Origin of the sequence: Photorhabdus sp. CRCIA-P01 (genome assembly GCF_003545805.1) — a bacterium.
GTDB classification, from domain to species: Bacteria; Pseudomonadota; Gammaproteobacteria; order Enterobacterales; family Enterobacteriaceae; genus Photorhabdus; species Photorhabdus antumapuensis.
In genome coordinates this window covers 1-25,195 of the sequence record NZ_NMQR01000050.1, presented here as the reverse complement: position 1 = coordinate 25,195, position 25,195 = coordinate 1, and the positions used below count along the sequence as shown (strand labels likewise).

At 42.2% G+C, this 25,195-nt stretch carries 21 protein-coding genes and 1 pseudogene; 5 read left to right on the top strand and 17 right to left on the bottom strand.

Annotated features, from left to right (window positions below; all coding sequences use genetic code 11):
• Positions 1 to 449 precede the first annotated feature (449 nt).
• Positions 450 to 764 (top strand): hypothetical protein, encoded by a 315-nt coding sequence (locus D3222_RS20280; RefSeq protein WP_118987758.1) that lies wholly within the window; start codon positions 450 to 452, stop codon positions 762 to 764.
• A gap of 155 nt (positions 765 to 919) precedes the next feature.
• Here D3222_RS20280 and D3222_RS20275 read toward each other — a convergent pair whose 3' ends face one another.
• The 5 genes from D3222_RS20275 to D3222_RS20255 all read right to left on the bottom strand — a co-directional run bounded on the left by D3222_RS20275 (position 920) and on the right by D3222_RS20255 (position 6,678).
• Positions 920 to 1,360 carry an OsmC family protein gene (locus D3222_RS20275; RefSeq protein ID WP_118987757.1) on the bottom strand — a complete coding sequence of 147 codons (441 nt, stop codon included), beginning with the start codon at positions 1,358 to 1,360 and terminating at the stop codon, positions 920 to 922.
• A 125-nt stretch (positions 1,361 to 1,485) separates the two neighbouring features.
• The gene (locus D3222_RS20270; RefSeq protein ID WP_118987756.1) at positions 1,486 to 1,920 is read right to left on the bottom strand and encodes a DUF29 domain-containing protein; all 435 of its coding nucleotides are present in this window, start codon (positions 1,918 to 1,920) and stop codon (positions 1,486 to 1,488) included.
• A gap of 112 nt (positions 1,921 to 2,032) precedes the next feature.
• A complete protein-coding gene (gene tyrP, locus D3222_RS20265; protein ID WP_118987755.1) occupies positions 2,033 to 3,241 on the bottom strand; it encodes a tyrosine transporter TyrP in 1,209 nt (402 codons plus the stop codon).
• Between the two features lie 44 nt (positions 3,242 to 3,285).
• On the bottom strand, positions 3,286 to 5,205 hold the full coding sequence (locus D3222_RS20260) for a pyridoxal phosphate-dependent decarboxylase family protein (protein ID WP_118987754.1): 1,920 nt from the start codon (positions 5,203 to 5,205) through the stop codon (positions 3,286 to 3,288).
• Positions 5,206 to 5,661: 456 nt separating this feature from the next.
• The gene (locus tag D3222_RS20255; protein ID WP_118987753.1) at positions 5,662 to 6,678 is read right to left on the bottom strand and encodes an NAD(P)H-quinone oxidoreductase; all 1,017 of its coding nucleotides are present in this window, start codon (positions 6,676 to 6,678) and stop codon (positions 5,662 to 5,664) included.
• A gap of 522 nt (positions 6,679 to 7,200) precedes the next feature.
• Between D3222_RS20255 and D3222_RS20250 the strand changes: the two genes are divergently transcribed.
• Entirely contained in the window at positions 7,201 to 7,884 is a 684-nt protein-coding gene (locus tag D3222_RS20250; protein WP_118987752.1) for a hypothetical protein, read from the top strand.
• An 82-nt stretch (positions 7,885 to 7,966) separates the two neighbouring features.
• On the opposite strand, the gene D3222_RS20245 is transcribed toward D3222_RS20250, so the two are convergent.
• From D3222_RS20245 to D3222_RS20235, 3 genes are all read right to left on the bottom strand, one after another.
• The gene (locus D3222_RS20245; RefSeq protein WP_118987751.1) at positions 7,967 to 8,737 is read right to left on the bottom strand and encodes a glucose 1-dehydrogenase; all 771 of its coding nucleotides are present in this window, start codon (positions 8,735 to 8,737) and stop codon (positions 7,967 to 7,969) included.
• A gap of 275 nt (positions 8,738 to 9,012) precedes the next feature.
• Positions 9,013 to 10,509, bottom strand: a complete 1,497-nt coding sequence (locus tag D3222_RS20240; RefSeq protein ID WP_118987750.1) for a PhoPQ-activated pathogenicity-related family protein — start codon at positions 10,507 to 10,509, stop codon at positions 9,013 to 9,015.
• 309 nt (positions 10,510 to 10,818) lie between these two features.
• Positions 10,819 to 13,227, bottom strand: coding sequence for a DMSO/selenate family reductase complex A subunit (locus D3222_RS20235; RefSeq protein ID WP_118987749.1), 2,409 nt, complete (start codon positions 13,225 to 13,227; stop codon positions 10,819 to 10,821).
• A gap of 360 nt (positions 13,228 to 13,587) precedes the next feature.
• On the opposite strand from D3222_RS20235, the gene D3222_RS20230 reads away from it, so the two are divergent.
• The 3 genes from D3222_RS20230 (at position 13,588) to D3222_RS20220 (ending at position 17,303) form a co-directional block, all read left to right on the top strand.
• The gene (locus tag D3222_RS20230; protein WP_118987748.1) at positions 13,588 to 15,195 is read left to right on the top strand and encodes an ABC transporter substrate-binding protein; all 1,608 of its coding nucleotides are present in this window, start codon (positions 13,588 to 13,590) and stop codon (positions 15,193 to 15,195) included.
• Between the two features lie 399 nt (positions 15,196 to 15,594).
• The gene (locus D3222_RS20225; protein WP_118987747.1) at positions 15,595 to 16,332 is read left to right on the top strand and encodes a class I SAM-dependent DNA methyltransferase; all 738 of its coding nucleotides are present in this window, start codon (positions 15,595 to 15,597) and stop codon (positions 16,330 to 16,332) included.
• 368 nt (positions 16,333 to 16,700) lie between these two features.
• Complete coding sequence (locus D3222_RS20220) at positions 16,701 to 17,303, top strand: lytic polysaccharide monooxygenase (protein ID WP_118987746.1); 603 nt, start codon at positions 16,701 to 16,703, stop codon at positions 17,301 to 17,303.
• Positions 17,304 to 17,390: 87 nt separating this feature from the next.
• On the opposite strand, the gene tssE is transcribed toward D3222_RS20220, so the two are convergent.
• The 9 genes and pseudogenes from tssE to D3222_RS20170 all read right to left on the bottom strand — a co-directional run.
• Positions 17,391 to 17,831 (bottom strand): type VI secretion system baseplate subunit TssE, encoded by a 441-nt coding sequence (gene tssE / locus D3222_RS20215; protein ID WP_118987745.1) that lies wholly within the window; start codon positions 17,829 to 17,831, stop codon positions 17,391 to 17,393.
• Between the two features lie 5 nt (positions 17,832 to 17,836).
• Complete coding sequence (gene tssJ, locus D3222_RS20210) at positions 17,837 to 18,376, bottom strand: type VI secretion system lipoprotein TssJ (RefSeq protein WP_118987744.1); 540 nt, start codon at positions 18,374 to 18,376, stop codon at positions 17,837 to 17,839.
• The gene (gene tssG / locus D3222_RS20205) at positions 18,354 to 19,445 is read right to left on the bottom strand and encodes a type VI secretion system baseplate subunit TssG (protein ID WP_118987743.1); all 1,092 of its coding nucleotides are present in this window, start codon (positions 19,443 to 19,445) and stop codon (positions 18,354 to 18,356) included. The genes tssJ and tssG overlap by 23 nt, the downstream gene beginning before the upstream one ends.
• Positions 19,409 to 21,169, bottom strand: coding sequence for a type VI secretion system baseplate subunit TssF (gene tssF, locus D3222_RS20200; RefSeq protein WP_118987742.1), 1,761 nt, complete (start codon positions 21,167 to 21,169; stop codon positions 19,409 to 19,411). The genes tssG and tssF overlap by 37 nt, the downstream gene beginning before the upstream one ends.
• Positions 21,170 to 21,233: 64 nt before the next feature.
• The gene (locus D3222_RS20195) at positions 21,234 to 21,497 is read right to left on the bottom strand and encodes a PAAR domain-containing protein (protein WP_118987741.1); all 264 of its coding nucleotides are present in this window, start codon (positions 21,495 to 21,497) and stop codon (positions 21,234 to 21,236) included.
• Between the two features lie 100 nt (positions 21,498 to 21,597).
• A complete protein-coding gene (locus D3222_RS20190) occupies positions 21,598 to 21,825 on the bottom strand; it encodes a hypothetical protein (RefSeq protein ID WP_118987740.1) in 228 nt (75 codons plus the stop codon).
• Positions 21,826 to 21,882: 57 nt separating this feature from the next.
• Positions 21,883 to 22,968 (bottom strand): T6SS immunity protein Tli4 family protein, encoded by a 1,086-nt coding sequence (locus tag D3222_RS20185; protein WP_118987739.1) that lies wholly within the window; start codon positions 22,966 to 22,968, stop codon positions 21,883 to 21,885.
• Entirely contained in the window at positions 22,961 to 24,580 is a 1,620-nt protein-coding gene (locus D3222_RS20180) for a PGAP1-like alpha/beta domain-containing protein (RefSeq protein WP_118987738.1), read from the bottom strand. The genes D3222_RS20185 and D3222_RS20180 overlap by 8 nt, the downstream gene beginning before the upstream one ends.
• Positions 24,581 to 24,895: 315 nt before the next feature.
• A pseudogene (locus tag D3222_RS20170) lies at positions 24,896 to 25,195 on the bottom strand (contractile injection system protein, VgrG/Pvc8 family); the annotation flags it as partial.

The following is a 25,195-nucleotide window of genomic DNA, read 5'->3' as shown; positions in this document are numbered from 1 at the left end:
ATATAATAAAATCACCAAAAAATTAAAAATAAAATTTCTAATATTATCCTGTGATTGAATTAGAAATCATTAACAAAATTCTAAAACAAATAGATGGTGGTAATCAGTTTGCCAAAGAAGTGGCTGATAAATTAGCCGAAGAGGAAAATAGATCCGAAATGTAATATTGAATTATTAAACATTTTAGTTTAACAATAAAATCCTCTGCTTTATTGTGGAGGACTTTTTATTAATTTGAATAATACGATTTATATTATTATTGCTATCTTATTCTCTATAAAAAGATAATTATCATAAAAACATAGCATTAATTTTAGCAAGAAAATATCCAGACATTCTTTATCAGACAGAATACCTTTTATATTGACTGGAAATTGGTGCAAAGATTATTTGCATAATTTACACTTCAAATGCGTCAAATTTTCTTTATTATTAATCAGGAGTGATTTATGAAAAAATTGATATCTATGTTATTTATTCTCGTTGGTATGATTAGCACCCCTGCATTCTCCGCAGAAACGAATAGTGGCATTGTCAGAGTCGCAGAAATTAAAGCTGATTGGGACAATCCTGCACATTATTTTTATACATTCAGCGGGAAATTAGCCAGTAACTGTGGAAAACCAGGTTATATTTGGTCAGGATCAAGCGCTGAAAACATTAACAAGCTATTAAGCCAAGCTTATGCACAGGGTTTAAATATTACAGTTGGTATAGAAAACGTAAGTTGTAATATAACTACGGTTCATGTTATTAAACAATAGTCATTATTTCTTGTGTTTTTATCAATGTAGAAAAAGATAGATAAACATTGATTTTCCTAACTTTATAATAAAATCCTCTACTTTACCGTAGAGGATTTTTTAGATTAATTTAAACAACATTTTCTTTATGAAATTATCTCGGCGCAACACCTATTTTATTCACAATATATTTCAGTGACAAAACTTGGGGCATTCTCGATGGTATCGTGAACCGGGCAGGTTCTATTAATAAAGTCGACAAAGGCATAAATTTCTTCTTCACTATTATCAGCTTTAATATGAAATTTTGTCACTATTTTAGAGAAGCCTAATTTCGCTTGTTTATTTCTACCAGTGAAACCATCAGTATCAAGCTCACCTTCCAGATCAACGTGAATATCAATTAAGTTAATTTTGTGCAGTTTAGCAAAAGCCTTTGCTACGATACACTTACAAGCACCGAGAGAACAGAGTAAAGCTTCAACTGGATTCATCCCTTGGTCAGTACCGCCTAAATTACGTGGTTCATCTAAATAAAAGGAGAAATCTCTTGATGTACATTCAACTTTTAATCCAGCTACAGATTTTACTGTGGCAGTAAATAATTCTTTCGCCATGATTCAACTCCTTATAATTAATATTAGTTTTTGACAGGGGCAAACAGAGATAGTTATTATAACTTTTAATTTTTCTCCATTTTGTTTTTAAAGTGCTTATTCCCCTACTTTCGGTAGCCCAGACCTTAATCAGGATAAAACTCAGAAGACAAGATCTGAGACATACTCCAAATGCATACATCAGGAAACATGTCCAACCCGGTTTCGTTCATTGCTGAGGCAACGGCTTTAGACCAAATGACATCAACCCAGTCTGAATCATTTAACTTTGTTTTTAAGCTAGGCGATTCTTTTAAACCATAAAGAATCTCTTTTCTTTGCGCTTTAATTGTTCTCTCCCAACTTGTTCCTCTATGGCTTGACTGGTATTTCCATTTTAATAAGTGAGCAATTAATACTGCCATGCGGTTAGCCAACTCACGTTGTTCAATCTTGCCTACGTCTTCGATCTCCTCAGCAATATTGGCTATGTCAATCTCAGAGAATTTACCGGCACGTAATAGCGCTGCCTGCTCATTTGCCCAAGCGACCACATCAGTTTCGTAATGGGTATGATTCATAATTGCCTCCGCTAATAATAGGTATATCTATGCTATGCAAATAGTTTATATAGCAGTCTGTCAGAGAATACCCTTTAGGTCAAAGAAGAACTTATCTTCGATAACCTAGTACTCACCCTACTTCCGGCAACATTCCACTTACTATCCCAATCTGGATTGCTATTACTGCAATACCGCAGGTGAATACCAGTAATAGTACAGGTTTACCGCCAGGTACCCGATATCGACGTTCATTTTGCTGACGGGATTTATAGGCCAAGAGACTGGGTAATAATAACGCCAAAATTGACAGCGCGACGGCGGCATATCCCAACGCCATTACAAAACCTTTTGGGTAAAATAGCGCGAAAATCAATGGCGGAACGAAAGTTAACAAACCAGTTTGCATACGCCCGGCTATGCTATCTTTGCGTTTAAACAGATCGCTCAAAAAATCAAACAAGCCAAGTGTGACACCGAGGAATGAGGTTGCGAGCGCCAGGTTGGCAAACATTTGTACTGTAAGCTCCGTTTTCGGTGAAGCAACAACTTCGCGAATGCTGTGCAATAAGCCATTCAATCCTGCGTTTTCAGCTAAGATATCGACGAATGTGGTGGAATTAATACTTCCGAGCGTCGCCAATTGCCAGAGAATATAAGCAAATAGCGGAATTGCGCTGCCGATGATAAATACCCAACGGAGTCGACGGATATCGCCATCCATATATTTCACAATACTGGGAACACTGCCGTGAAAACCAAATGATGTGAATATCACAGGAATTGAAGATAATATTAATCCTTGCTCTAATGGCATGGTCAGTAGGTTAATATGCTGAATATGCGGCATCATCATTCCCAACATCAATACCAGAAAAATAATTTTTGCACTGAAAATAACTCGATTAACCATATCTACAGAGCTGGTGCCAATGCAAACAATTCCTCCACCAATCACTGTAAACACGACAACACCCACTGAAGCAGGAAGGGATAAATTCAACCATTTGTTGAGGCTGACTGTCAGTAATTCCCCGGCGCCACTAATATAGGCTGATGTTAATGCATACATCAGAAACATCATGCTGAAACCGGCTAACATTTTGCCGCCGTTGCCAAGATAACGCTGAGCAAGTGTCCCTAACCCCGTATCAGGAGACTCATATTGATAAGCTTCAACCAGCAATAATGCGGTGTAACTCATCAAGACCCACAAGCCAACCAGCATGATCAAACTTACACCAAATCCTACACCGGCGGTTGCTAATGGCATGGCCAGCATGCCAGCACCGATGGTTGTTCCTGCGATGATAAAAGTACTGCCAAAAGTACGGTTCTTCACGTTTTTTCCCTTCGAATCAACAATAAATATTTAATAATAGAAAATCAGGCCACTTTCTTTTTTTCTTCTTCATCAACAATTTGAGTCAGTTTGTGGATAAAAATTTTCTGGAGCCTTTCCCAATACTCGTCAAAATCGTCAGCATTACGTAAACAATGAGTCATCACAGCAGCACGTAAGACATATAAACTGTGGACTTTCTGCCATTCTGCTTGGTCAAAACCGCAACTTTCAACATAATGCCAAGGAGTATCACCATACTCTTCATAACCAAGGGAGGTGGAAGAAGTCAAAAAATCATTGGTATAGGTACGTCCAGAGGTATATGAACAAAGCTCGTACATCCGTTTGTTAAGACGGTTGTGATGCATTAAGTCATTATTTCCTTGCTCTTTAAAAGTAAAATTGACCATATGGAAATCAGGATTCGGCATGGCATGAATTTCAAACCGGCGTTTATCAACAACCAATGGTTCTGTGGTTAAGAGTTTTTTAACCATCCAATTGGCCGTCACAATACCAGCAGCAATCACTTTTCCGTAGCCACTGATATTAAGTGGAACCAATCGGTGCGCGGCCCAAATCGCGGCGGCGATAGCTCCGGCTTTAGATCCCTCCATAATAGAAGCACCGAGCACGACACGCCGGTTAACGGCTTGATTCTGTTGAGCATCAACATCTTCAAAAACATAAGCTGCACGGTAGGAAATGAGGTCAACAATACGCTTATCTTTCATACATACCGCACCGGCTGCATATTGAATAAATCCAACTTTGTGAGGATCTACGGTGATTGAATCAGCCTGACACATGGCCCGGAAACTTTGGTAAATTTCAGGTTTAGGCCAAATAATATCTTCGGGAATGGTTGCCAATTCACGATAACGGCGGATAAGTTCATCATATTCCATAAACTCTCCCCGCTCGTTAAGGAACATTGCGCTGGCATAACCTGCATAAGCAGCATCAATATGCACATAAAATGAGACGCCATAACGCTCTTCACACTCTTTACGCAACGCAATAACTTCATCAACTCGATCAATGGCACCCACTTCCGTCGTTCCAACCACGGTTACCATAGCGAGAATAGGTTCTCCCTGCTCTATCAGACTGAACGTAATTTCACGCATTTTTTCAACATCGGTACGGTAATTTTCATCGACCGGCAATGGCACAATATGCTGTTGACCAATCCCTAGAACATCCATTGCTTTCATCCATGAATAATGTTTCGACTGTGGAACCAAGACCTTGCCAAACATTCCCTGTTTTATCCCAACACCACGGCAAGAAAGTTCACGAACTTCTTCGAAAATGCCCCGTTTTTTTAATTCATCCGTTAAATCCAGAATATCTGATGGCGACATATTCAACAGTTGTTGTTCTGATTTATTTGCGACCAAATCACGGGATTGCGGGTGTTGTGCAATGGCAAGAGGCATGGTTTTTAAATTACGCGCAACCCATAGCCCTTCATAATTGGCGACGGTTCCTCCCGATGTGATATGTCCCCAGGCTCGGCGGGGGTCATAACCAAACATCTGGCATAAATCCAACCCTGCTTCAATTTCTAGCTCCGTTGTTGTCGGTGATGACTCGTGGGCACAATTGTTCGGGTTGTACATCATCGCCATGACATAAGCGAGATTGGAAACCATCAAGGTATCGGCATTCATATGCCCCATATAACGAGGAGAAAACCAGGGAACAGAGGTGTTTTTCAGTTTGGCGGATAGCTGGTTCAGAATACCCTCTGTCCGATAAAGGGTTTCTCTATAATCAGGTGCGTAACGATCAACTGAGGTTACCAGGGCGGGATCTTCTGGGTGAAAATCAGAACGCCAGTGCATATGCTCACTTACGGCATATTCCATCATTTCTTTAAAAAAAACCGTATTCTCTGATTTAGGGCCTAAAAACAACGCATCAATGTTTAAGTGCGAAGTAAACTGCTTGGTCATAATCACATACCCTTTTTCAACTAACAAAAACGGCTGTCAGCAACAGAGAGATTCTGAAATTCTTTATTTGTTAATGAAATCACTATCATCCTCTGATAGGCAGACAGAAAATTATATGCCACCTAACTTATCAATAGCTGGTCATACCTCATTATTCTAAACATTAAGAAAAATCTATCAGGTGGAATAGATTAGTCATTAACATATCCATGAACGATCATTTGTTAATAGATATAGACTATATTTGTTAAAATATTAACAATGACATTAAATATAAATTCTGATTTTGTGCGCGAGGACAAAGAACGAATAAAAACCAATCAAAAAACCGAGGGAAATAATGATTTATCGATTATTAAGCTTATTAATTATAAGGATTTATTCTAACGTGAAGTGCTTAGTAGATAGAGCGCAGGGCTATAAGTTGAAATAGCCCTGATTTAAGCAGAAGTACTGTTAAGATGATACATTTACCAGCATAACCTTGCCGATAACATCACCGGCTTCCATCATTCGATGTGCATCAGCGGCATCTTTCAGATCAAATACTTTACAAATTAATGGACTGACTTTTCCTGATTTCAGTAGTGGCCAGACATGTTTTTCTAACTCTTTAGCTATCTCTGCTTTTTCTTCTATACTGCGAGAGCGTAATGTAGAACCCGTATGAGTCAGGCGTTTTAGCATTAAGGGCATCAGATTAAGATTTTCAGGGTCTCCTTTCATCATACCAATCTGAATAATTCTCCCGAATTTAGCAGCAACCTTATAATTTTTATTGACATAATCACCACCGATTAAATCAACAACCATATCAACGCCATGATTGCCAGTGATTTTCAATACCCGATCAACGAAATCTTCTTTACGGTAATTAATCACAAAGTCCGCACCTAAACTGTGGGCAACTTTAGCTTTCTCATCAGAACCGACAGTTGCAATAACTCTGGCACCAAACGCTTTTGCTAACATAATAGTGACACTGCCTATCCCAGAAGTACCACCATGAATCAGCAAACTTTCTCCTTGTTTCAACTTGCCAGTCTGAAAAACATTAGCCCAGACGGTAAAAAAGTTTTCTGGCAATGCGGCTGCCTGAACAAAATCCAAGCCATGGATGGGTAAGGCAATGGCGTCATGTACCAGGCAATACTCGGCGTAACCGCCTCCGGCAACAAGGGCACAAACTTTATCGCCAAGGTTCCAGCGTTCACAACCTTCACCTTTGGCAACCACTTCTCCTGAAATTTCTAACCCCGGTAATGGAGATGCATCAGGTGGTGGTGGATAAGAACCCATTCTCTGAAATATATCAGGCCGATTAACACCGGCCGCAGCCACTTTGACCAACAAGTAGCCTTTTCCTGGCCGTGGTAGCGGAACCTGAACCAGATGCAATTTTTCCGGGCCTCCGGGCTTAATGATGCTGATCGCTAACATATATTGGGGCAATGAATTAATTTGGCTGTGCATATATACCTCTTATTTCTTTTGACGATCCTTTTTATTGGGTTACGTTTAATATGATAAGTGGAGATTTAAACAGGTTTTTCCATTTTGCTAGATAGCTTGGCGTTTTAAGGATCAGTTGTAACTTTGCCCAAGTCAACTAATACTCACCATTTTTGCGATTGAACCATCGGTAGATAATCTTGGTAAATTCCAACCTCCGGTATCCACATCCACTTCGATTTTTCTTTCAATAGAAAATGAAATTCAAAAGTAGTCAATACAATTGACGCTAGTTATAATAAGATAATAATATTTGACTAACATAATCTAGTTAAATTATCATCAAGTTAGGGTGGAATTAAAGTAAATCAATACTTATAGAAGTATCAAAGTGGTAAAGGGAAAATCGTACTGCGTTGGAAGAATTGAACCGCATCACCGACTAGTATGACTTCTTAAAAAGAGATTGGTGAAAAAGTTTTCCTATCTTACAATTTACTGTAAGCTAATTTTTCGAAATTGCAAAATACCATTGAGGTGCTAATGGAGACATCAGCAAAACAACCCAATGCACTGGCAGTAAAACCGAAAAGTGGATTTGATCAATCTGAATTGGTCAAAGCACGCATCATCAATCTTGCTAATCATTTTATTAATGTGCTTAAAAACAAAGATTCAGAGAGTATTTCTCAGTTGTTAACGCTACCTGATGATGAATTTTGGACAGAAGTCAAAGGGCGAGCTAACTATATTGAAATAGTGGAAAATATCACATCGGAAAAGAAAGAACATGAGGCATTTATCGAAAGTAGAAACGCTTTTCTTGCCCATCTTGGGGAATACGGTGGTGTTTATAAGTCCAGTAAGGTTGCTGATATATTAGGAGTGACTCGCCCGACAGTAAACAAATATGGTGAAAGTCATAAACTCATTGTATTAAATTGGGGAATAGAGAATTTATATCCTGTATTCCAGTTTTCGGTAAATAAAAAAACTAGCAATAAGGGATATTTAAAAGGTGTGCCAGAAATATTGGCTAATCTAGGTCCAGTCAGCGGTGTAAAAAAGTGCGGTTTTTTCCTCCGTGAAATCAAAACATTGAATTTTGGTATCGATCTGGCTGAATCCTCGACGGTACTGGATATTCTCAGAAATGGCGCTTCTCATGATGAAATGGCTCAATTGGTAAAACTGGCGAAAATATTCGGTTCTGTTGATTCTATGTAAAGAATTACCGCATGTAATTGAAAAACAGCCATTTTACCCTACTCTCCTTCGGAATATACCAATTGCCCTAAAATGCGTGTTCTCACAGTACTACTGTTTGTCCGCCATCGACTAGTAGTGATACGCCGGTTACAAACGACGCGAGATCTGATCCTAACCACACAACCGCATTTCCTACCTCTTCCGGTTCTCCCAGTCGACGGAGTGGCATCCTCTCCCGTAACCCATCAAACATTTTCGCGACTTCCGGCGAGGAAAGAGGAAGTGCGGTATTGATCAGTCCTGGGCATACCGCATTAACACGAATACCTGACGGTCCAAAAGCATCGGCCAATGCAGCCACCATCATGTTCACCCCTGCTTTGCTCGTAGAATACGCGGTTGTGAGCTGCCCCGTCCTGATTGCCCCCATACTTGACGTTGCCACAATACTTCCGCGTTTGCCCAGTTTTATCATCTGTTCAGCCGCTGCTTGTGCGCCAAATAAAACGCCATCAAGGTTGACCGTAAGCAGCTTGTGAAAATCGTCCGCACTAATCCGTGGGCCATCGGTAGCTAATGCAATTCCTGCATTGCAAGCCATCAAATCAACACCGCCGAACGGTGTAGCAACATCGACCAATGCATCCATCTCGCTTCGCGAGGTGACATCACACTGGTGGAATATGGCTTGTGTACCAAGCGAATTAAGACGCTGGAGTACCGGCGCTCCTCCCTCTCGGGGTTGATCCGTGATATCACCGATAATGACGGTTGCCGCACCATGACGCGCCGCTGCTAAAGCAATACCTGCTCCGATGCCACTCGCGCCGCCAGTAACAATCACAACTTTACCTGCTAGCATACGGTCCATTTTGATGTTCCTCATTGTATCGCGCTATCACAGGCGCTATTTGAGACAGATCATACTGTGACGTTATCAATAATTGCTTAGTGAAACACAGAATACTTATAGAGAGTTATTCCAGGAGTGCTCGCTTAAGACATATAGGTAAGGTAATGTTGATTTTATGAATTATGTCCCATTTTTCCTAAATGCTTAATATATTCAGACCTCCAGTTACCGTCAGAAAACGCTGGAGGTCCAATTTTTCATAAATAGCTTATTTAGGCTTTATCATTATTACCTTATTCTGAGCCTAGCCCGCGACCTGGCAATGTTTGACATGTTGGGACACTTGATAAAGGCGCGGCTACTGGATATTTGTCATCAGGAGTAATGTAAACTCGCGTTGTTGCCACATATCCATCACTGAAAGTTGCTTCAATATAGGTCGCTTCCCATCCTATGACTGGGGAATTCAGCGAAATTTCAACTTGTTGCATCTTATTAAAATCAAGTGGCGACGCTTTATATCGGATACCACATGCATAACGAAAATCTCGTGAAATTGGATTTGTAGCAGTCCAGCGTATCACTTTTTCAGGCTTTTCTGAAAAATTAACTGTCAGTATTTGCGAATGCTGCTGTGAGTTCAGGGTTACATTAAGCTTCGGCATAGGAATCGACTGCTGGAGCCGATTAATAAATGTAATCAATGACTGTTCTGTAAAGTTCCCTATGCCACGATGATCAGAATTGGGGGCTACTCGTAAAGATTTATCCCCAGGAAGAATATCATAATAGAATCTCGCATTATCAGAAGCATAATAATCATCCCCACTGGCATTAACGATGTATTTAGGGATAGCAAGCCGAGATTCATAAATTGATCCCAGATATTGTAGAGGATCTTCTATCTGCATTAATTTAGCAAATGCAGGCGTATCTATTTTCTCATCGACATGTTCCTGATAATACGGATAAAACGCAATCGGCCAATTTTTTCCGTAAGATTCATAGATATGTTTAAATGCCGCACGTGTACCAAGTATGTCAATAATAAAAGGCACTATTGCATCAACACGTGTATCTGCTATTGCCGATAACCAGGTTGTCCATCCGCGTTTCGATGCACCAGAAACAATAAAGTTATTAATATTCCACTGTTTTAGCTCTCGTTGTGCCAAAGTTATTGCTTGAGAAACAGAAGTAGCCATAGGAATATGCAAAGGTATTAACGACTGCTTCTCTGGTTCGTTCATGAATAATGTCCAACTGTGAGCAACACTATCATCTTCTTTACGGGGTTTTCCATCGTCTCGGTATACGAGATGTTGATTAGGAATATTACTGATAGAGATCACTATCATATTTGTTGCACGAGCAATAGCAGCTAATGTTGTCACACTGAAATCTGTTGGCAAAATGGGTGCCTCAGACCCGCTATTATAATTAGTTCCATTATTCACAACAACCAGTGCCCGCTGTAAAAGCGGATTATCAGGAATAAATATATCAACATTGTGTTGCCATTTGGCAGGTAGAACAAGGTTTCCTGGAGACCAAAATTGTGATGTCAATTGATAGTGACGTAGCTCAATCTGGGGCAATTTTTCTTTACTTAAAAACGAATAGTTAAGAGGCAGTGTTGCCAACTGCTCTCGATAACAGGGAAGTACATGAGTGAAATTGATATCAACCCCATTAGAGCATGTTGATTGTTCTATATTAGACTGCGCGTAACTATTAGCAGACACCAATAACCACAGGGTAATAGTTATTCTTTTTAAAAAAACAGACATTAATTCATCCTCAATATATAGATAATTGAATAATATAGTTGGATAACTTTACAAGTATCATAATTTAAAATAATGAACCTTCATATTGTAAATGGCGTATTTGTCTCCAGCAAACCTGACTTCAATTTCAATTAAATCATCTAAAATGAAATGATATCATTACTAACAAATCGCTCAACATCCATAATAAAGTCATCTATCAAGAAATGACTTTATTTAGTGAAGAATATTTTCTAAATGAACTATTCCTGGCTATATTTCACGCATCCCATATTGATGACGAGCAATGGATTTAACGGTAAAATTCACTCATGCTTTATCGACCTCAACCAATAATGTTTGATGAGAGTTTCCGTGTGCAAGCGGGGTTTTACGGGATGATGTCAGCACATTGACACAACCTCCCCAATCAACACCATTTTTATCCGGTTGCCACCATGCGCCAGTCGGCATTGCCACCACGCCGGGGATAATACGTTGAGTTACCTCCGCCGGGATCATGGAAACACCGCGATCATTAAATACCCGAACCAAATCCCCTTGTTTAATTTTGCGTTTCTGTGCATCCAACGGATTAATCCACAACTTCTGGATTTGTACTTCCTTTAACCAAGGATTTGAATATTGGGTTGAATTAGCGCGGTTTTTCCCTTTCCAGGTAATTAATTGCAACGGGTATTTTTCAGTTAATTTATCTTCCGGCCCTTCGAATGCCGATACATAATGCGACAACGCAGGGATCTCAGGATGTTGCATGTCGTATAGACGCTTAGAAAATATCTCTATTTTTCCTGAGGGTGTTGGAAATGGATGATTTTCTGGGTCACGAATATTTTTTTCAAAAGCCACATAAGGCGGTATTTTGAAAAGATGTTTGCTTGCCCGTTGTAATTCCTCAAAAGTGGGCAAATTTTCTTTTGGCATAGCCTGACGACTCGATTCCATAATATGGGCTATCCACGCTTTTTCGTCACGACCTTGGCTGAATTCCTGTTCAACATTCAGTTTTTCTGCAACTTCGCGTATCCATTCATAATCAGAACGCCGTTCGAATTCAGGTTCGATCAATTTTGATGACAAAATGAAATAGCTACCGGTACCCCAAGGATAGGCAATATTCCAGCGTTCCATAAAACTGGTTTCCGGCAATAAAATATCGGCATATCGGGCACTTGGTGTTAGATAAAGATCACTGGAGACAATGAATTCAATTTTAGATTCATCTGCCAATATTTTTACTGCCTGATTGATATCCGGGTTTTGATTTGCAAGGTAATTACCAGCCAGCGAAAATAACATACGGATATTGGTATTCAGCTTATCCGCACCAACTAAACCATCCGCCGGGGTAACTTTACTGGCATCATCGGCTGCTTGGACCCAGTTCATCACGGAGATTTTTTCTTTTACCGGGTTTTTACCAACATCGAGTCCATAGAGGGATTTATTACCCGCGACACCACCGAAACCGGCCGCCCATCCCCCTTTTTTACCTACATTGCCGGTTATTGTAGCTAAAATTGTTGAACCACGTGCAACACGTTCACCACAGATATGACGTTGTGGTCCCCATCCTTGAATCAGGGCGGCGGGTTTCGTGCTGGCATATTCACGGGCAAGTTGACGAATGATATTTGCCGGTACTTTAGTGATTTTTTCAGCCCATTCCGCTGTTTTCACAATGTCATCTTTAGCGCCTGTCAGGTAAGCAACCAGAGATTCATTGGCAGGAACGCCATCCGGCATATTGTCTTCATCAAAACCAATCGTATAGCGATCAATAAACCCTTTGTCGTGCAGATTTTCACTGACAATCACATACATCATTGCATCCATTAATGCGTTATCAGTTGTTGGCAGCAAAGGAATCCATTGGTCAGCCAACGAGGAAGCAGAATCAGAATAACGGGGATCGACAACAATAAATTTGGTGCCGTTTTTTTTCATCTTCTGGAAATAGTGATTGGTGTGACCAAAAATAGTTTCAGCCGGATTATGGCCCCAAAGGATCACCAATGGGGTATCTTCTAAGGTATCCAGTGTGCTACCCGAAGTTGCCACACCGTAGGTATAAGGTGTCGCTGCCGCTGTATTGCCCATACTCACGGAATGGTAATATTGTAAATGTCCGCCGGTAATATTGAATAAACGACGTAACATTTTATCACCTGATGATACCCCGCCAATTATCGCGGTATTAACGCTAACATAGCGGCAAGCGGGGCCATATTTCTCAGTAATGCTTCTTAGCTTATCCGCAATAATGGTTGTTGCCTCATCCCAGGAGATTCGTTCAAATTTTCCTTCTCCCCGCTTACCAACTCGTTTCATCGGATATTTTAAACGATCAGGATGATAAACAAATTTGCGATAGCCCTTGCCGCGGACGCAAGCTTGCATGATCGGCATTGCTTCATCAAGTTCATGATCAGGTCTGGTGGTGATGCGAGTGACAACGCCTTCTCGAACATGAGCTCGGATATCGCATCTTCCTCCACAATCAAATGTACTACAGGTGGGTATGACTTTCGTTTCACTGGTATCAATAACATTAATCGGTAGTGAGCTCTGGTCTGTTTTATCTCCGGCGGTTGTTTGGTGGGTAGAAACAAAAGGAATCGATATAAGCGCCACCCTCGCTTGAATAAAACGACGACGGCTGACCCTCAGGTCATCATTCTGTTCATTGGCTTCATCACTTATTTTTTTATGTTTCATATTAGCCTCCACATTGCTTCTCATCCGTTGGGTGTTATTTAAGAAAAATGGTTTAAATAATTCATGTGATAAGTGAATATTTCAAGGTGTATAATTAAAAAATAAATTAGATTTATTGCTTAGATTTCATGATATTGATGAAGTAGCACTAAGTATTTTATGCTAATACTTAATTATAGTTATACCTCTTGCATTCAAAATAGGGTATTCAATAGAATCACATAATTCTAACTTAATATCTTAAATAGTCATAAACATTCTGAGGTTTGGTTTACAAGAGCACATAAAAACCTTAATTATCAAATAATTGATTTCCCTGAAATAGACACCCCAAAATGAAATCTTCTTGGAGAACAAACAATGAATAAAACATTAAGGAATATATCTTTATTCACAGGTATTATATTTGGCAATCTGGCATTGTCTCATGCCGCAATTATTCCAGCAGGTACATTATTGTCAGTTAATCAAGATATCGTTCGCAATAATGGTTCAGAACCTGTGTCTCTTGATGTTCATAAAGTTGAAAATGATGTTGAATTTAATATTATCCATGATTTTTTTAGTGGATTAATCCGAGCGGGCAGTGATGGAAAAATCAATCCTGATTTAGCGGTCAGTTGGGAAACCAAAGATAATAAAGTGTGGTTATTTCATCTAAGAAAAGGAATAAAGTGGTCTGATGGCTCCCCTATTACTGCCCATGATGTGGTTTTTAGCTGGCGACGTTTAGTTGATCCCAAAATTGCGTCTCCGTATGGCAGTTATCTTGGAAACATGCACGTAGTCAATGCCAAAGATATTGTTGTTGGTAAGAAAGAAACCGATGAATTAGGTGTAAAAGCACTGGATAATTTGACTTTGGAAGTAACGTTGGAACAACCTGTATCCTATTTTTTACAGATGTTGGCCTACCCTGTTATGGCACCTATTAGCCAAAAAGCGGTTGAAAAATATGGCGAAAAATGGACTCATTCCGATGTATTTGTCAGTAGTGGACCATTTAAGTTGTCCGAATGGGTTGTTAATGAGAAAGTTGTTGGCGTCAGAAATTCACAATATTGGGACAGTGCTCATACTGTTATTAATAAAGTCACTTACCTTCCAATAGCATCAGAAACGGCAGATATCAACCGTTATCTAGCTGGGGAAATTGATATCACCAAGAATATCCCATCGATTTTATTTAAATCTTTAAAGGCTAAATTAGGTAATCAAGTTCATATCACACCAGCATTAGGTGTTTATTATTATGATTTTAATAATCAAAAAGCCCCTTTTAATGATGTCAGAGTCAGACAGGCATTAAATTTGGCTTTAGATAAAGAGATTATCGCGAATAAAGTTTTGGGACAAGGCCAAGAAGCTGCTTATAATCATACCCCACCCAATACTGGCGGAATGAATTTAGGGCAACCTGATTATGCATCATGGACACAACAAGTAAGAATCGAGAAAGCCAGGAAATTATTAAATGAAGCGGGTTATAATAAAGATAACCCATTGAAATTTAAACTTCTTTATAATACGTCAGAAGAGCATAAACGGATTGCTATTGCGGCGACTTCAATGTGGAAAAAAAGTCTGGATGTAGATATTATTTTACAGAACCAAGAACGAAAAGCCATGTTGGATGTTATTCGTCAAGGTAATTTTGATATGGTGAGATATGCACGGATCGCTGATTACGATAATCCTGCCTCGTTTTTAAATAATTTTGTTACTGATAGTTCTAATAATACATTCTTATATAGCAATCATGCTTATGATGATTTGATAAATAAAGCTAAAGTAACAAATGAAAGAAAATATTTTCAGCAAGCAGAAGACATTCTGGCAAAAGATGTACCCGCAATTCCCGTTTATTACTATATCGGCGTCAGATTAGTCAAACCTTATATTGGTGGGTATTATATGAGTCCATTGGGTTTTGTGTCGACAAAAGATCTTTATGTTATTAAGCATTAGTGGAATATTATTGTAGAGTTTAAGTAGATATACCTAATATATTTCGAGTTTCCTCTTTGCTAGCCGCGCTCACTCACCCCGGTCACATAGTTATCTATGCTCCCGGGGATTCACTCCCTTGTCGTCACGATGCATCTTGAAATCCCTAGGGTATAAATTGATAACACGAAATCATTATTATAAGAGTAATAGTTCCACAAAACATATTATAAGTGTTTTATATTTATTTACTCCTTCATGTTTACCCGAAAATTAACCAATATAAAAAATCATATCTAATTTATCACTAATGTATTAATATATAATAAGATAAAGACTTTCAGTAATTATTAATTCATACTAAATAATATACCTCTTCGATAAATAAAGTACTTTGGCCTTTAGCTAAGGATAAAAAACATGAAAGATGACCCTTTATATGACCCTATAGCACATCTTTACGAGAGCTTTTCAGATACTGCTGTCCATATCAAAGTAGAAATCAGAACTATCTTCAATCTGGCAGGAGATATACACGGGAAATCTGTATTGGATTTAGCCTGTGGATATGGTCTCTTTAGTCGAGAATACAGGAATCGTGGCGCGTCAAAAGTCATTGGAGTCGATATATCAGATAACATGATAGCAATTGCGAAAAGCAAATCACAACAATACGGTGACGATATCGAATTTCACGTAAGAGATGTCTGCAAGATGGAGTCATTTGGCAAATTTGACATAGTCAATGCAGCTTGGTTATTCTGCCATGCAAAATCTATTGAAGACCTTGAAGCTATGTTCCGTGTTATTGCCGCTCATCTCAAGCCCTCCGGTAAACTAATTGCATATACCTTTGAACCTGATTATCGATTAGAAAAAGGGAATTATGAAAATTATTGTATAAAAATTCTGAGTGAAGAGCCTGTGAAAGATACAACTCTCCTGAGAGCTGAATTTCTTACCACGCCACCCAGTCCTTTCACTATGTACCGTTGGAGTCGTGAACAGTATCAAACAGCGATCCAAAAGGCGGGGTTCAAACAATTTAGATGGCAAAAACCAATGCTGTTAAAAAGCGATATCGAGGATTATCCCCTAGGTTTTTGGGATGATTATCAACGAAATTGCCTTGATACAGCTCTTGTTTGTCAGTTTTAACAAGATAATCCCCGAGATCCGCTGTTTTTCCTACACAAATCCCTCGATTTTCATCGAGGGATTTTTTTAAATTTCTCTCGTCCCGCTAAAAAATTCTGCGTCAAGCTCAAGAATAACAGATGTTACCTAAAACGCATCAATTGCCTATTATATGAGCCATGTCAAATAAATTAGGAAATTTATATCGTTTTATATTACAAAAAATAGTAACAGGCATATTTTAAACAAAATTTCAATAACTTAATATAATTAGATTATTAATCAATTTATGAAATGGATAATCATATTATATTTATCTAGAATGAATAATTAAGTCCTGGGGCTTTATTTGTCGTAGATAAATTATCCTGTAAATGGAGGACACTATTATGTATAAACAACATAAAGTGAAAGTGATGACTTTAGCCGCTACGATAATGACAGCTTTATTTAATGGCGCATGGGCTCATGGTTATATTGATAGCCCAGGAAGTCGTGCATTCCTTTGTTCCGCACAGGGAAATGAACAAAACACGGATTGTGGGTTGGTCAAGTATGAGCCTCAATCTCTTGAAGCTAAGAAAGGCTTTCCACAAGCTGGCCCGGAAGATGGTCATATTGCTAGCGCTGGCATTGGTCATTTTGGCGCATTGGATGTTCAAACCGAAGATCGTTGGAAAAAAATTCCTATTACTGCCGGTGGTATTGAGTTCCAGTGGGAAATTATGATTCAACATAAAACCTCAAGTTGGGAATATTTTATTACCAAACCTGATTGGGATCCCAATAAACCTTTAACCAGAGAGCAATTTAATAGCACACCTTTCTGCTTTGAGGATTATCAGGAAGAAATGCCGGGTAGTAGAGTTATTAATAAATGTACCTTACCAGAGGGTTATCAAGGCTATCATGTTATACTGGGAGTTTGGACAATCTCAGATACCTTAAATGCTTTTTACCAAGTAATCGATACAACAATTAGCCCTGCTTGATATTTGGTACAACTTATAAAATAACTATTATCGGGAACAGCGTCACGCTGTTCTCTCATTTATTAATAGTGGTAGCGACACAAAAAATTAATCTATCCGCCCTTGCTGGCGTAAATGGCGGATCAAGACTTGCCCTTCCGGCACAAACTCCGTGCTAAAACGCACCAGTCCCACGCCTTTCAATTCCGCCTTGATGTCATAACGCAGATGTGCCGGTTCAAGCATCGGTAGTAACGTAACAGTCACCTGCTTCAAACGCGGCTCATAAGTCAACAGCGTATGCTCGATTGTTGCGATCAAACGCTGTGACGACGCAGGTAGCTCTTGCAAAATGATGCTGAGATCAGGCAAACCATAATCCGGCAGATGAGCGAGCGTTCCCGCCCGACAGTTGAGGACACGCTGCATATTGTCCAGTACCGACAAAATCACCTGCTGCTCTTCATTGACTTGGGACAATGCCAGGCCACCGGTAAAGCACCCCTTCAGGCGGTCATACAGGGAGGGCCTTTTCGTCTTCGTTTTCATCTCATTCATTCCTTCTCAGGTAACAGGGTCAGACCGTCGGTATTCAGCTCAATAGTTCGAGGCTTATCCGGTAACAGCTCACGACGTTTTATTATCCGGCGCCAAGTCCCTTTAGACAGGTCTGGCGTTCTAAACAGCCCCACCACCGCCACGTATTTCGCCTGAGCGGCCATCGGCATATCCAGAGACGCATGACCGCCCGGTTTTACCACCACCTCCTGACTCGCCAAACAGTCGGCACTGAGTACCCGGTCGCCGTCATTCAACAAGTCTGCATAATCCGCTGCGGTTATCGCTTTGTTATCCCGTAATTGATAGACACGTACCAGTGTGGGGACAGACAGGGCAACACTTTCCCCCCCATCCGTATTGACCGCAGCCCGTGGGATAAAATCCAGATGCAGCGTCTTGATTTGCTGATAGAACAGGGATTGCGTGACCGAGACCGCCCCATCGGTCACTGTCTGGGTCAAGCCGCAGCCAGTCAGCAACAGTGTTATCGCCGCTATCAACGGTACGGTTTTATAAAAAAGTATAGTTAACATGGTGTCCTCCTTTATTTTCATGGTTGTTTGGCGTAATGCCCCGATAATTCCCCACATTCACGGTAATGTTGTCAGGCACTGCCGTCAGATACTGTTCAGCCTTGAGTCCTAACACACCGGTCAACCCCAACTGAACGGGAGAGCCCCCCAATACTGGTGGCGGCAATATCCGCGTCGGCAGGGTTAATTGCAATCTGGCAGGGTAACGCCAGCCCAGATAAACCCGCAGCAATACCTGAAAATCGGTGTGCAACTGCCCACCCGGCAGCCAGCCTTGCACTTCCTCCAAACAATCCGTGTGCAGTACCACCAATAGCTGACTGTTAATATCGATGCCCATTCTGCCCAGCACCGTGCGCTGCGACAGAGAAATCTGCTGCATATCTGAAAACCCCGCCGGATGCATCAGATGGATCTGCCGTGGGCAACAAGGTGTCACCACAGTACGGGTCTTCGGGGCCAATAACGTCACCAGCGCCGAGACGCCTTCGGCGGTACGCGTCGGCAGACGCATCACACTGAGCAGCGCCAAAAAACGGGACACCGGCGTCGTAATATGCTGCCGGCTGCCCGGTATGCCTAAGCCAATCAGCCCCAACAAACACTGAGACGTCCCATCCGTTCCCCCAGCCGCAAAGGTTGCCGGGTAGGAGGAATATTTGCGCCAGATACGGTAGAACTGAGTGAATGTCCGGTGATTGAAAATATCCAGAAAAGCTTCAATCGCTTCATGCCCTTCCTGACACTGGGTAATATCATCCAGATAAGTGGTCGGCAACGGAGAATCCACCCCGTACAGCCCCATAAACGTGGTTCTGGCTGTCGGTGGACGGTCCGGGCATTCAGGGTCGGTTTCTATCGCTTTCAGCTCGCTAACCGGAAAGCCCATCCCCGGATGAGGCCGGAAACGTATCACATCATCGGCAGGGTTATCTGTACTGCCCAGCGGCGGCCGGTCAGGAACAGCACGCTCAATTGTCTGACAGAATGAGTAGAAATCGAGGGTCGATATATTGGTTTTCAGTGTGGCCATCAGCCGGGAATGCGCGTGCAGTGTCTTTCTTCCCATAACAATCGTTCCCCTGTGGGTTGCAAAATCAACGTGAGCCGGTTAAACAGATGGATATCGGTGTACAGGGCAAAGAAGCGACTGAGCATTTCACCGAACAGGCAGATATCACCGGTGCCGGAGAATCCCTGACTATCCAGCGTGACTTCAATGTGCACACCCCGTCGCAGATACCCCTGTTCAAACCGCTCAATAAGCGAATGTTTCACCGCCACAATCGCAGCCAGACGACGGGTATTCATCTCATTATCGGTCCAGTCATACAGCGCCAGCGTGCCGCGCAGCACATCCGGGTTATCCATCATACTGAGAAAGTTGGAGCCGAGATGACTGAGTATCCGCCAATGGAAGCGGTCCTGGTTTGGCGGATAACAGGGCAATGTCGGCTCACACAGATTACGTACGATCAATCCCGCCAGTGGAGGATTAATCGCCGTATCCAGCAGCGTATCCTGTAACGCCCGGCGAGGCAGTTGTCCATTAGTGCCGGTCAGGGTCAGTGACAGGTTTTCTTCATACGGTTTATCATCATCAAAATCTTCCCCACCCAGGATAAGCCAGGTGTCATACAGCCCTGATGGTCCCCGTTTCACCCGGGTATGGTAGTAACGTTCCGGTGCCTCATGCCGCATCATGCCCCCTTTGTGGCGGAAACTACTGAACGGCACATACGTTTGATGACCAACACGTTCCGAAGACACCACCGCATCCACCGAATAAATCTCGATATGCCCGTCCTGAAGGCGCATCGGGCGCAGCAGATATTCAGTCTGTAGCGGTGACAACCGCAATGGGTCGGACTCTAGCGAAAACAGGTTAATGACCGGAGAGCAATGCAAACGGATATTCTCCGCAGAAAACGGCTGATCACCGGGCCAGCTTTCACTCAGCGCCACCTCCAGCTCAAACCACGGTGTCCTGTCGGGGATCGTCAGCGTTTCCAGTCCGCGGAGCGCCACAAACATAAATTTTTCCCGGAAGGTGAAATACTCCAGCAGCAGTTGATAACCACTGAATGCACTTTCCCCTTTCGGCCACAACCTTTCCGCGTCTCCAAATCCCAGCGGTGAGAACCCGCCATCAAACGGCTGCCGATCAGGCTGGCCGGGCAGACGCAGATAAAGCTGTTGTGTTTGAAGCGTGAACGCCCGATGCAATGCACAGGCCAACGGACTATCCGCATTCAGGTACAGCGGCAAACAGCGCAAATCAACTTGACGCCAATCCACCATCGTCCCACAGTCAAAACGCAGCCGGATAACAGAACGGCCATCCGGTTCAGCCTGAAAAGAGGCCGCAGTGAGTGACAGGGGCAACAGTTGAACCGCCTGAGTGGTGGTATAGCGGCAGCGGGTTCCGTGCAGACCAATTGGCTGCGACAGCACTTCAAATCCCTTTTCCACCGGCTCGGATTTTTTCATCCGCGCCCAATCCGGGGCCAGCTCAACAATCGACATAGAAGGAATGGTGCGCAAATAATGCGGCCATAACAGACTGACCAGCCCTTCCGTTAACTCCGGCAGGTCATCATCCAGCTTTTCACGCAGACGCCCCATTAAAAAAGCAAAGCCTTCAAGCAGACGTTCCACAAAAGGGTCACGGATACTGACCCTATCCAGATTGAGCATTGCGGCCCGATCGGGATAAGCCTGAGCAAACTCTTTGCCTGCTTCACGCAGGTAGCGAATTTCTGCCTCGTAATAGCGCAGGGTTAAATCATCCATCAAATTGTCCTCAAGAAAGGGAATAAAAATAGATCAGCCGCACAGCACTGCGGCTCTAACCGGGTCAATCGCGACCAATATGGGGCATTGAACTCAACACATGGCACCCACACAGGCAGCGGCAATTATGCACCACGATAGAACAACCATTTTCTTGGACGGTATCATCGCCCTCAATAATCGGATTAACACCGTGCCCATCTATCGGGCAATCAATTAAATCACCGACCAGGGCGGCCTGTTTATCGTCAAAATAGATCGTTGAAGAAGCAGTAATAACTTTTCCCCCCCGATTAGTGGCATCACCTAAACACACAACACCAGACATAGTGATATCCTCTGCTTGTTATCAGAATAACCCTAAATAAACCATGAAATATCAGGAAATAATATCTTAATACCGAAATATCCCATTATTGACTTTAATTTTAATAACCCACTACATTTAGCCACTGAATTAACAGATAAATAAGCGGCACACTCAATACCACTGCCACCGGGACTAAGAATATGACACGTTTATATCTTTTACTCTTCATGTATTGGATAATCCGATACATGACATAGCCGTCAATAATCATTATGATCGGCCAGGCATAATAGAAAAAAAGAAAAACACAGATTAATACCGTATCCCAAAAATCAAACTTAATCATTTTTAACCTCTCCTTGATATTCCTATCACGATTTCAATTTAAAGCGTATTTTTATTGCTATTTGAAAGCCCCCGGTCTGACTCTGAGGGTCTGACTAATGGCATCCCAGAACGCTACTATTTCATTCTGGGTATAGGCTGTCGGTGTCTCTTCATCATTGACCACCGTCAAATCAAATACCGGTGTTTTTTTTCCGCCGGTTTTCTCATTAACCAATAATGTAAACAGATAACGAGGATTATCATTGTTCGGCTGACGACCCGACAGCAACAGCTCTTCAGTATCCAACCCGTTTATTTTCCTTTTCCCTTTGCGGAAAACCTTTCCCCGAGACAGCATGGTTTCAATTACACCAAGACGTTCCAGCATACTGTCTTTTTCACGGATATAATTATTGCTCATCATCGTGGCATTCAGGTAATTATTCGGATTCGTTTTATATAATAACTCTATAAATTCCTTATCTTTTTTATTATCAGCAATAAAAGCATGGGGAATACAGCTTCCAGCAGTAGTGGGTATTTCCGTCTCTTTACGTCCCTGTATACGGGATAATAAGTCTTTCAACTCGGCCAGTTTTGCTGGTACATCATTATTATAAATATCAGGATGAATCTGCCGATCTTTATCATAACGGGCAGCAGAAGCATTTGTCGCTTTCATTTCTACTTTTATCGCCACGCCATTGCTATATAGATGGGCTTCTAATACCCGGGCCATATCCGGGACACTTTGGTCCTCCATACGCTCGAAAATAATCCCCTGCATCCCCTGCGGTAAGCGGTAAATATTCTTTAGATAGGGCATATCAACGGGATATGACGTCTTCATCTGCCGTAACGCGTCTTCCCGTAATTGAATACGCTGTTCAAAGGCAGGCGGATAGAGCAGGCCGGTTTCCACCAAGTTATCATTCACCCAAATAGCATCATTTAAGGTATTGTTATAGTTTGCTGGCAGATCAACCAGATACCGACCAATACAACGGGTTTGTAAGTTTGCTAATAATTTATCCACAGCTAATTGTTCCTTCTGATTTAACACCGTATGAGGAGGATAAGGCTGTAACCGATGCCACAGCCCGTAAGACACCAGCACCAGTAGGCTGGCAATCGCAATAACAAGTACTTTTTTTCTATTCATCAGGATAGGCCAGCGAAGTTTGTTTAACAGATTGCGCTATTTTGATAATCGCTCGCAGGGTAAACCAGCGAGTATCTTTGGTGTTATCCGTTTTATAAGCGCCTTCATGATCAACTTCGACACCCAGTAACGAATGCAGGCCACTGGCAGCAAACTTGCCGCTTTCAACCGGCACAGTACCATCACCGGGCTGTTGCGGGTCTGCAATAGCAAAGGATCTAAGGTGACTATGATCATGAGGTTTGTCTGGGTCAGTGGAATATCCCACCATACGCGTATCGGCCAGATGATTATTATACGGGTCGTATACCGGGCTATTAAATGCCAGCCCGGGGTCATCTCCCCGATCAACTAGAGTACGCACCACCCAACGTACTATGCCATAGGAGCGGTATTTCATACTGTTACCATAAAAGGCATAGGTATTACTATGGTAACGGCCATTTAATCCTTCGATAAAAGGCCGAACATTCTTTGTGATCATTTTTGTAAAGTTATCCCAGTCTGCCTGCATTATCGCCGGGTTTTGTTTCTCATTAGCCGGGTTAATCAGACGTTCTTCGCATAACCCCCACCACTTATCGCGCTGCAAATAGATTTCTTCATAAGGGTCACGTTTCGGTAAGGTATAGAGCGTCCTACCATCTTTAATTTGCAACCATCCGGTGCCATATCTCAGACCGGGCAATAACTGGAGTGGTCCCGGTGATTGCGCCATCACTGGAGTGAGCTGGGCGCCATCTTTACCAATCACCAGCCCAACAATGCCATTTTCACCTGCTTTCATCCGTTTATAAGCCATTGGCGAGCCATAGGTTGGCATTACTCCGTGGACAATACCCAGAATATCGTTGCGTTTCCCCAGTACTTCTGAACAATGACGAGCGACCAATCCCCCCATCGAATGGGTCACCAAGATCACTTTCTCACAGGGCTGACCCCGCCGTTTATAATCTTTCACAATTTTACCAATATAGTCAGCCAGATTTTTTGCCGACTCTACATTAGACTGAAGCCAGTTATACCCCATCGCATGGACTGGAAACTGATATTGATAACTCAGCTTAATCTCATTCAACGAGAGTTTCTCTTCTCCCATCTCAGCCTGTAGATCCATCAATTCCAGTTGCTGACGCAGTGTCTGCTTCCCCGTCTTATTCAACCGGTTGTGCAATAACTCATCCTGGTCATCCAGCGCCGCCTGAAGCCAGGACAAAAATTCACCGTAACTCATATAAGCTACCTGCCCCCAACCCCGCTCTTTCCGTGAGGGAAATTTAGGGCCCTCTTTATCGTTGTCATCCACCCTTCCCCGTGAATCAACTTTTGTACTCTCTGGATCAAGCAACTTTTTTCGTGTCTCTGAACCTTTTACTATCCACTCCCACAGACTTCCATAACCATCTACACGCCAAACTTCATTTCCGTGTTTATCCTGCAAATTACTCCCCATCACCCCGGGCAGAAAGATCACCGGGATAATCCGGTTTGGCACCTTATAACAAATCGCCGTCAGGTTCTTTTCACTGGGCGCATTAACTAATGGGTAATACAACCTGCCATGTTTGTCATAGACCGGGGTAACAACCACTTTTTCTGATGAATCGGTCATCAATCACTCCTTATCTTCTTTTAAATAGAATTTCATGGCTTCCACACCCAATTGCTGCTGTTTGGCCGTTTCACCCCCTGAGCCTGTTGTTAAGGATTGCTGACTCTTATCCTGATTGTGCAACAGTCCGCTTTGGTTATTCACTGATGAATCATCAAAAACCCAGAGTACCTGCGGTGTTATAGAGAAATCCGTTGTCTCACGCTGGGAAGCCATCTGATTAAAACTCTGTCCACCGAATTTCTGCCACACCGCGCCCCGCTGGATAATGTGATCCGGCGCGCCACTTTCCACCTGACCCTTGCCAATACGGATATAGGGGTACGCCAGGGTGAATAAGAAATCCTGCCCGCGAAAACCGTGCCGTTCACGCAGGATTTTTTCCACGATTTCCGGCACCGACATCTTCTGATAAATCGCGGACTGGCGGCTTCTCGACAACAGGGCCAGCCGGGGTTCCAGGGTGACTTCATAACGGCTTTCGTCATGCGAGGTGGACAACAGCTTAAATCCGCTAATCACCCCGTAGATCGTGCGCAACGGGGCGGGCGGTATCACCGGCATGCCCCGCATCCCCGGATTAATCGCCGGCGACGTCAGGGTAAACGCGGCGTC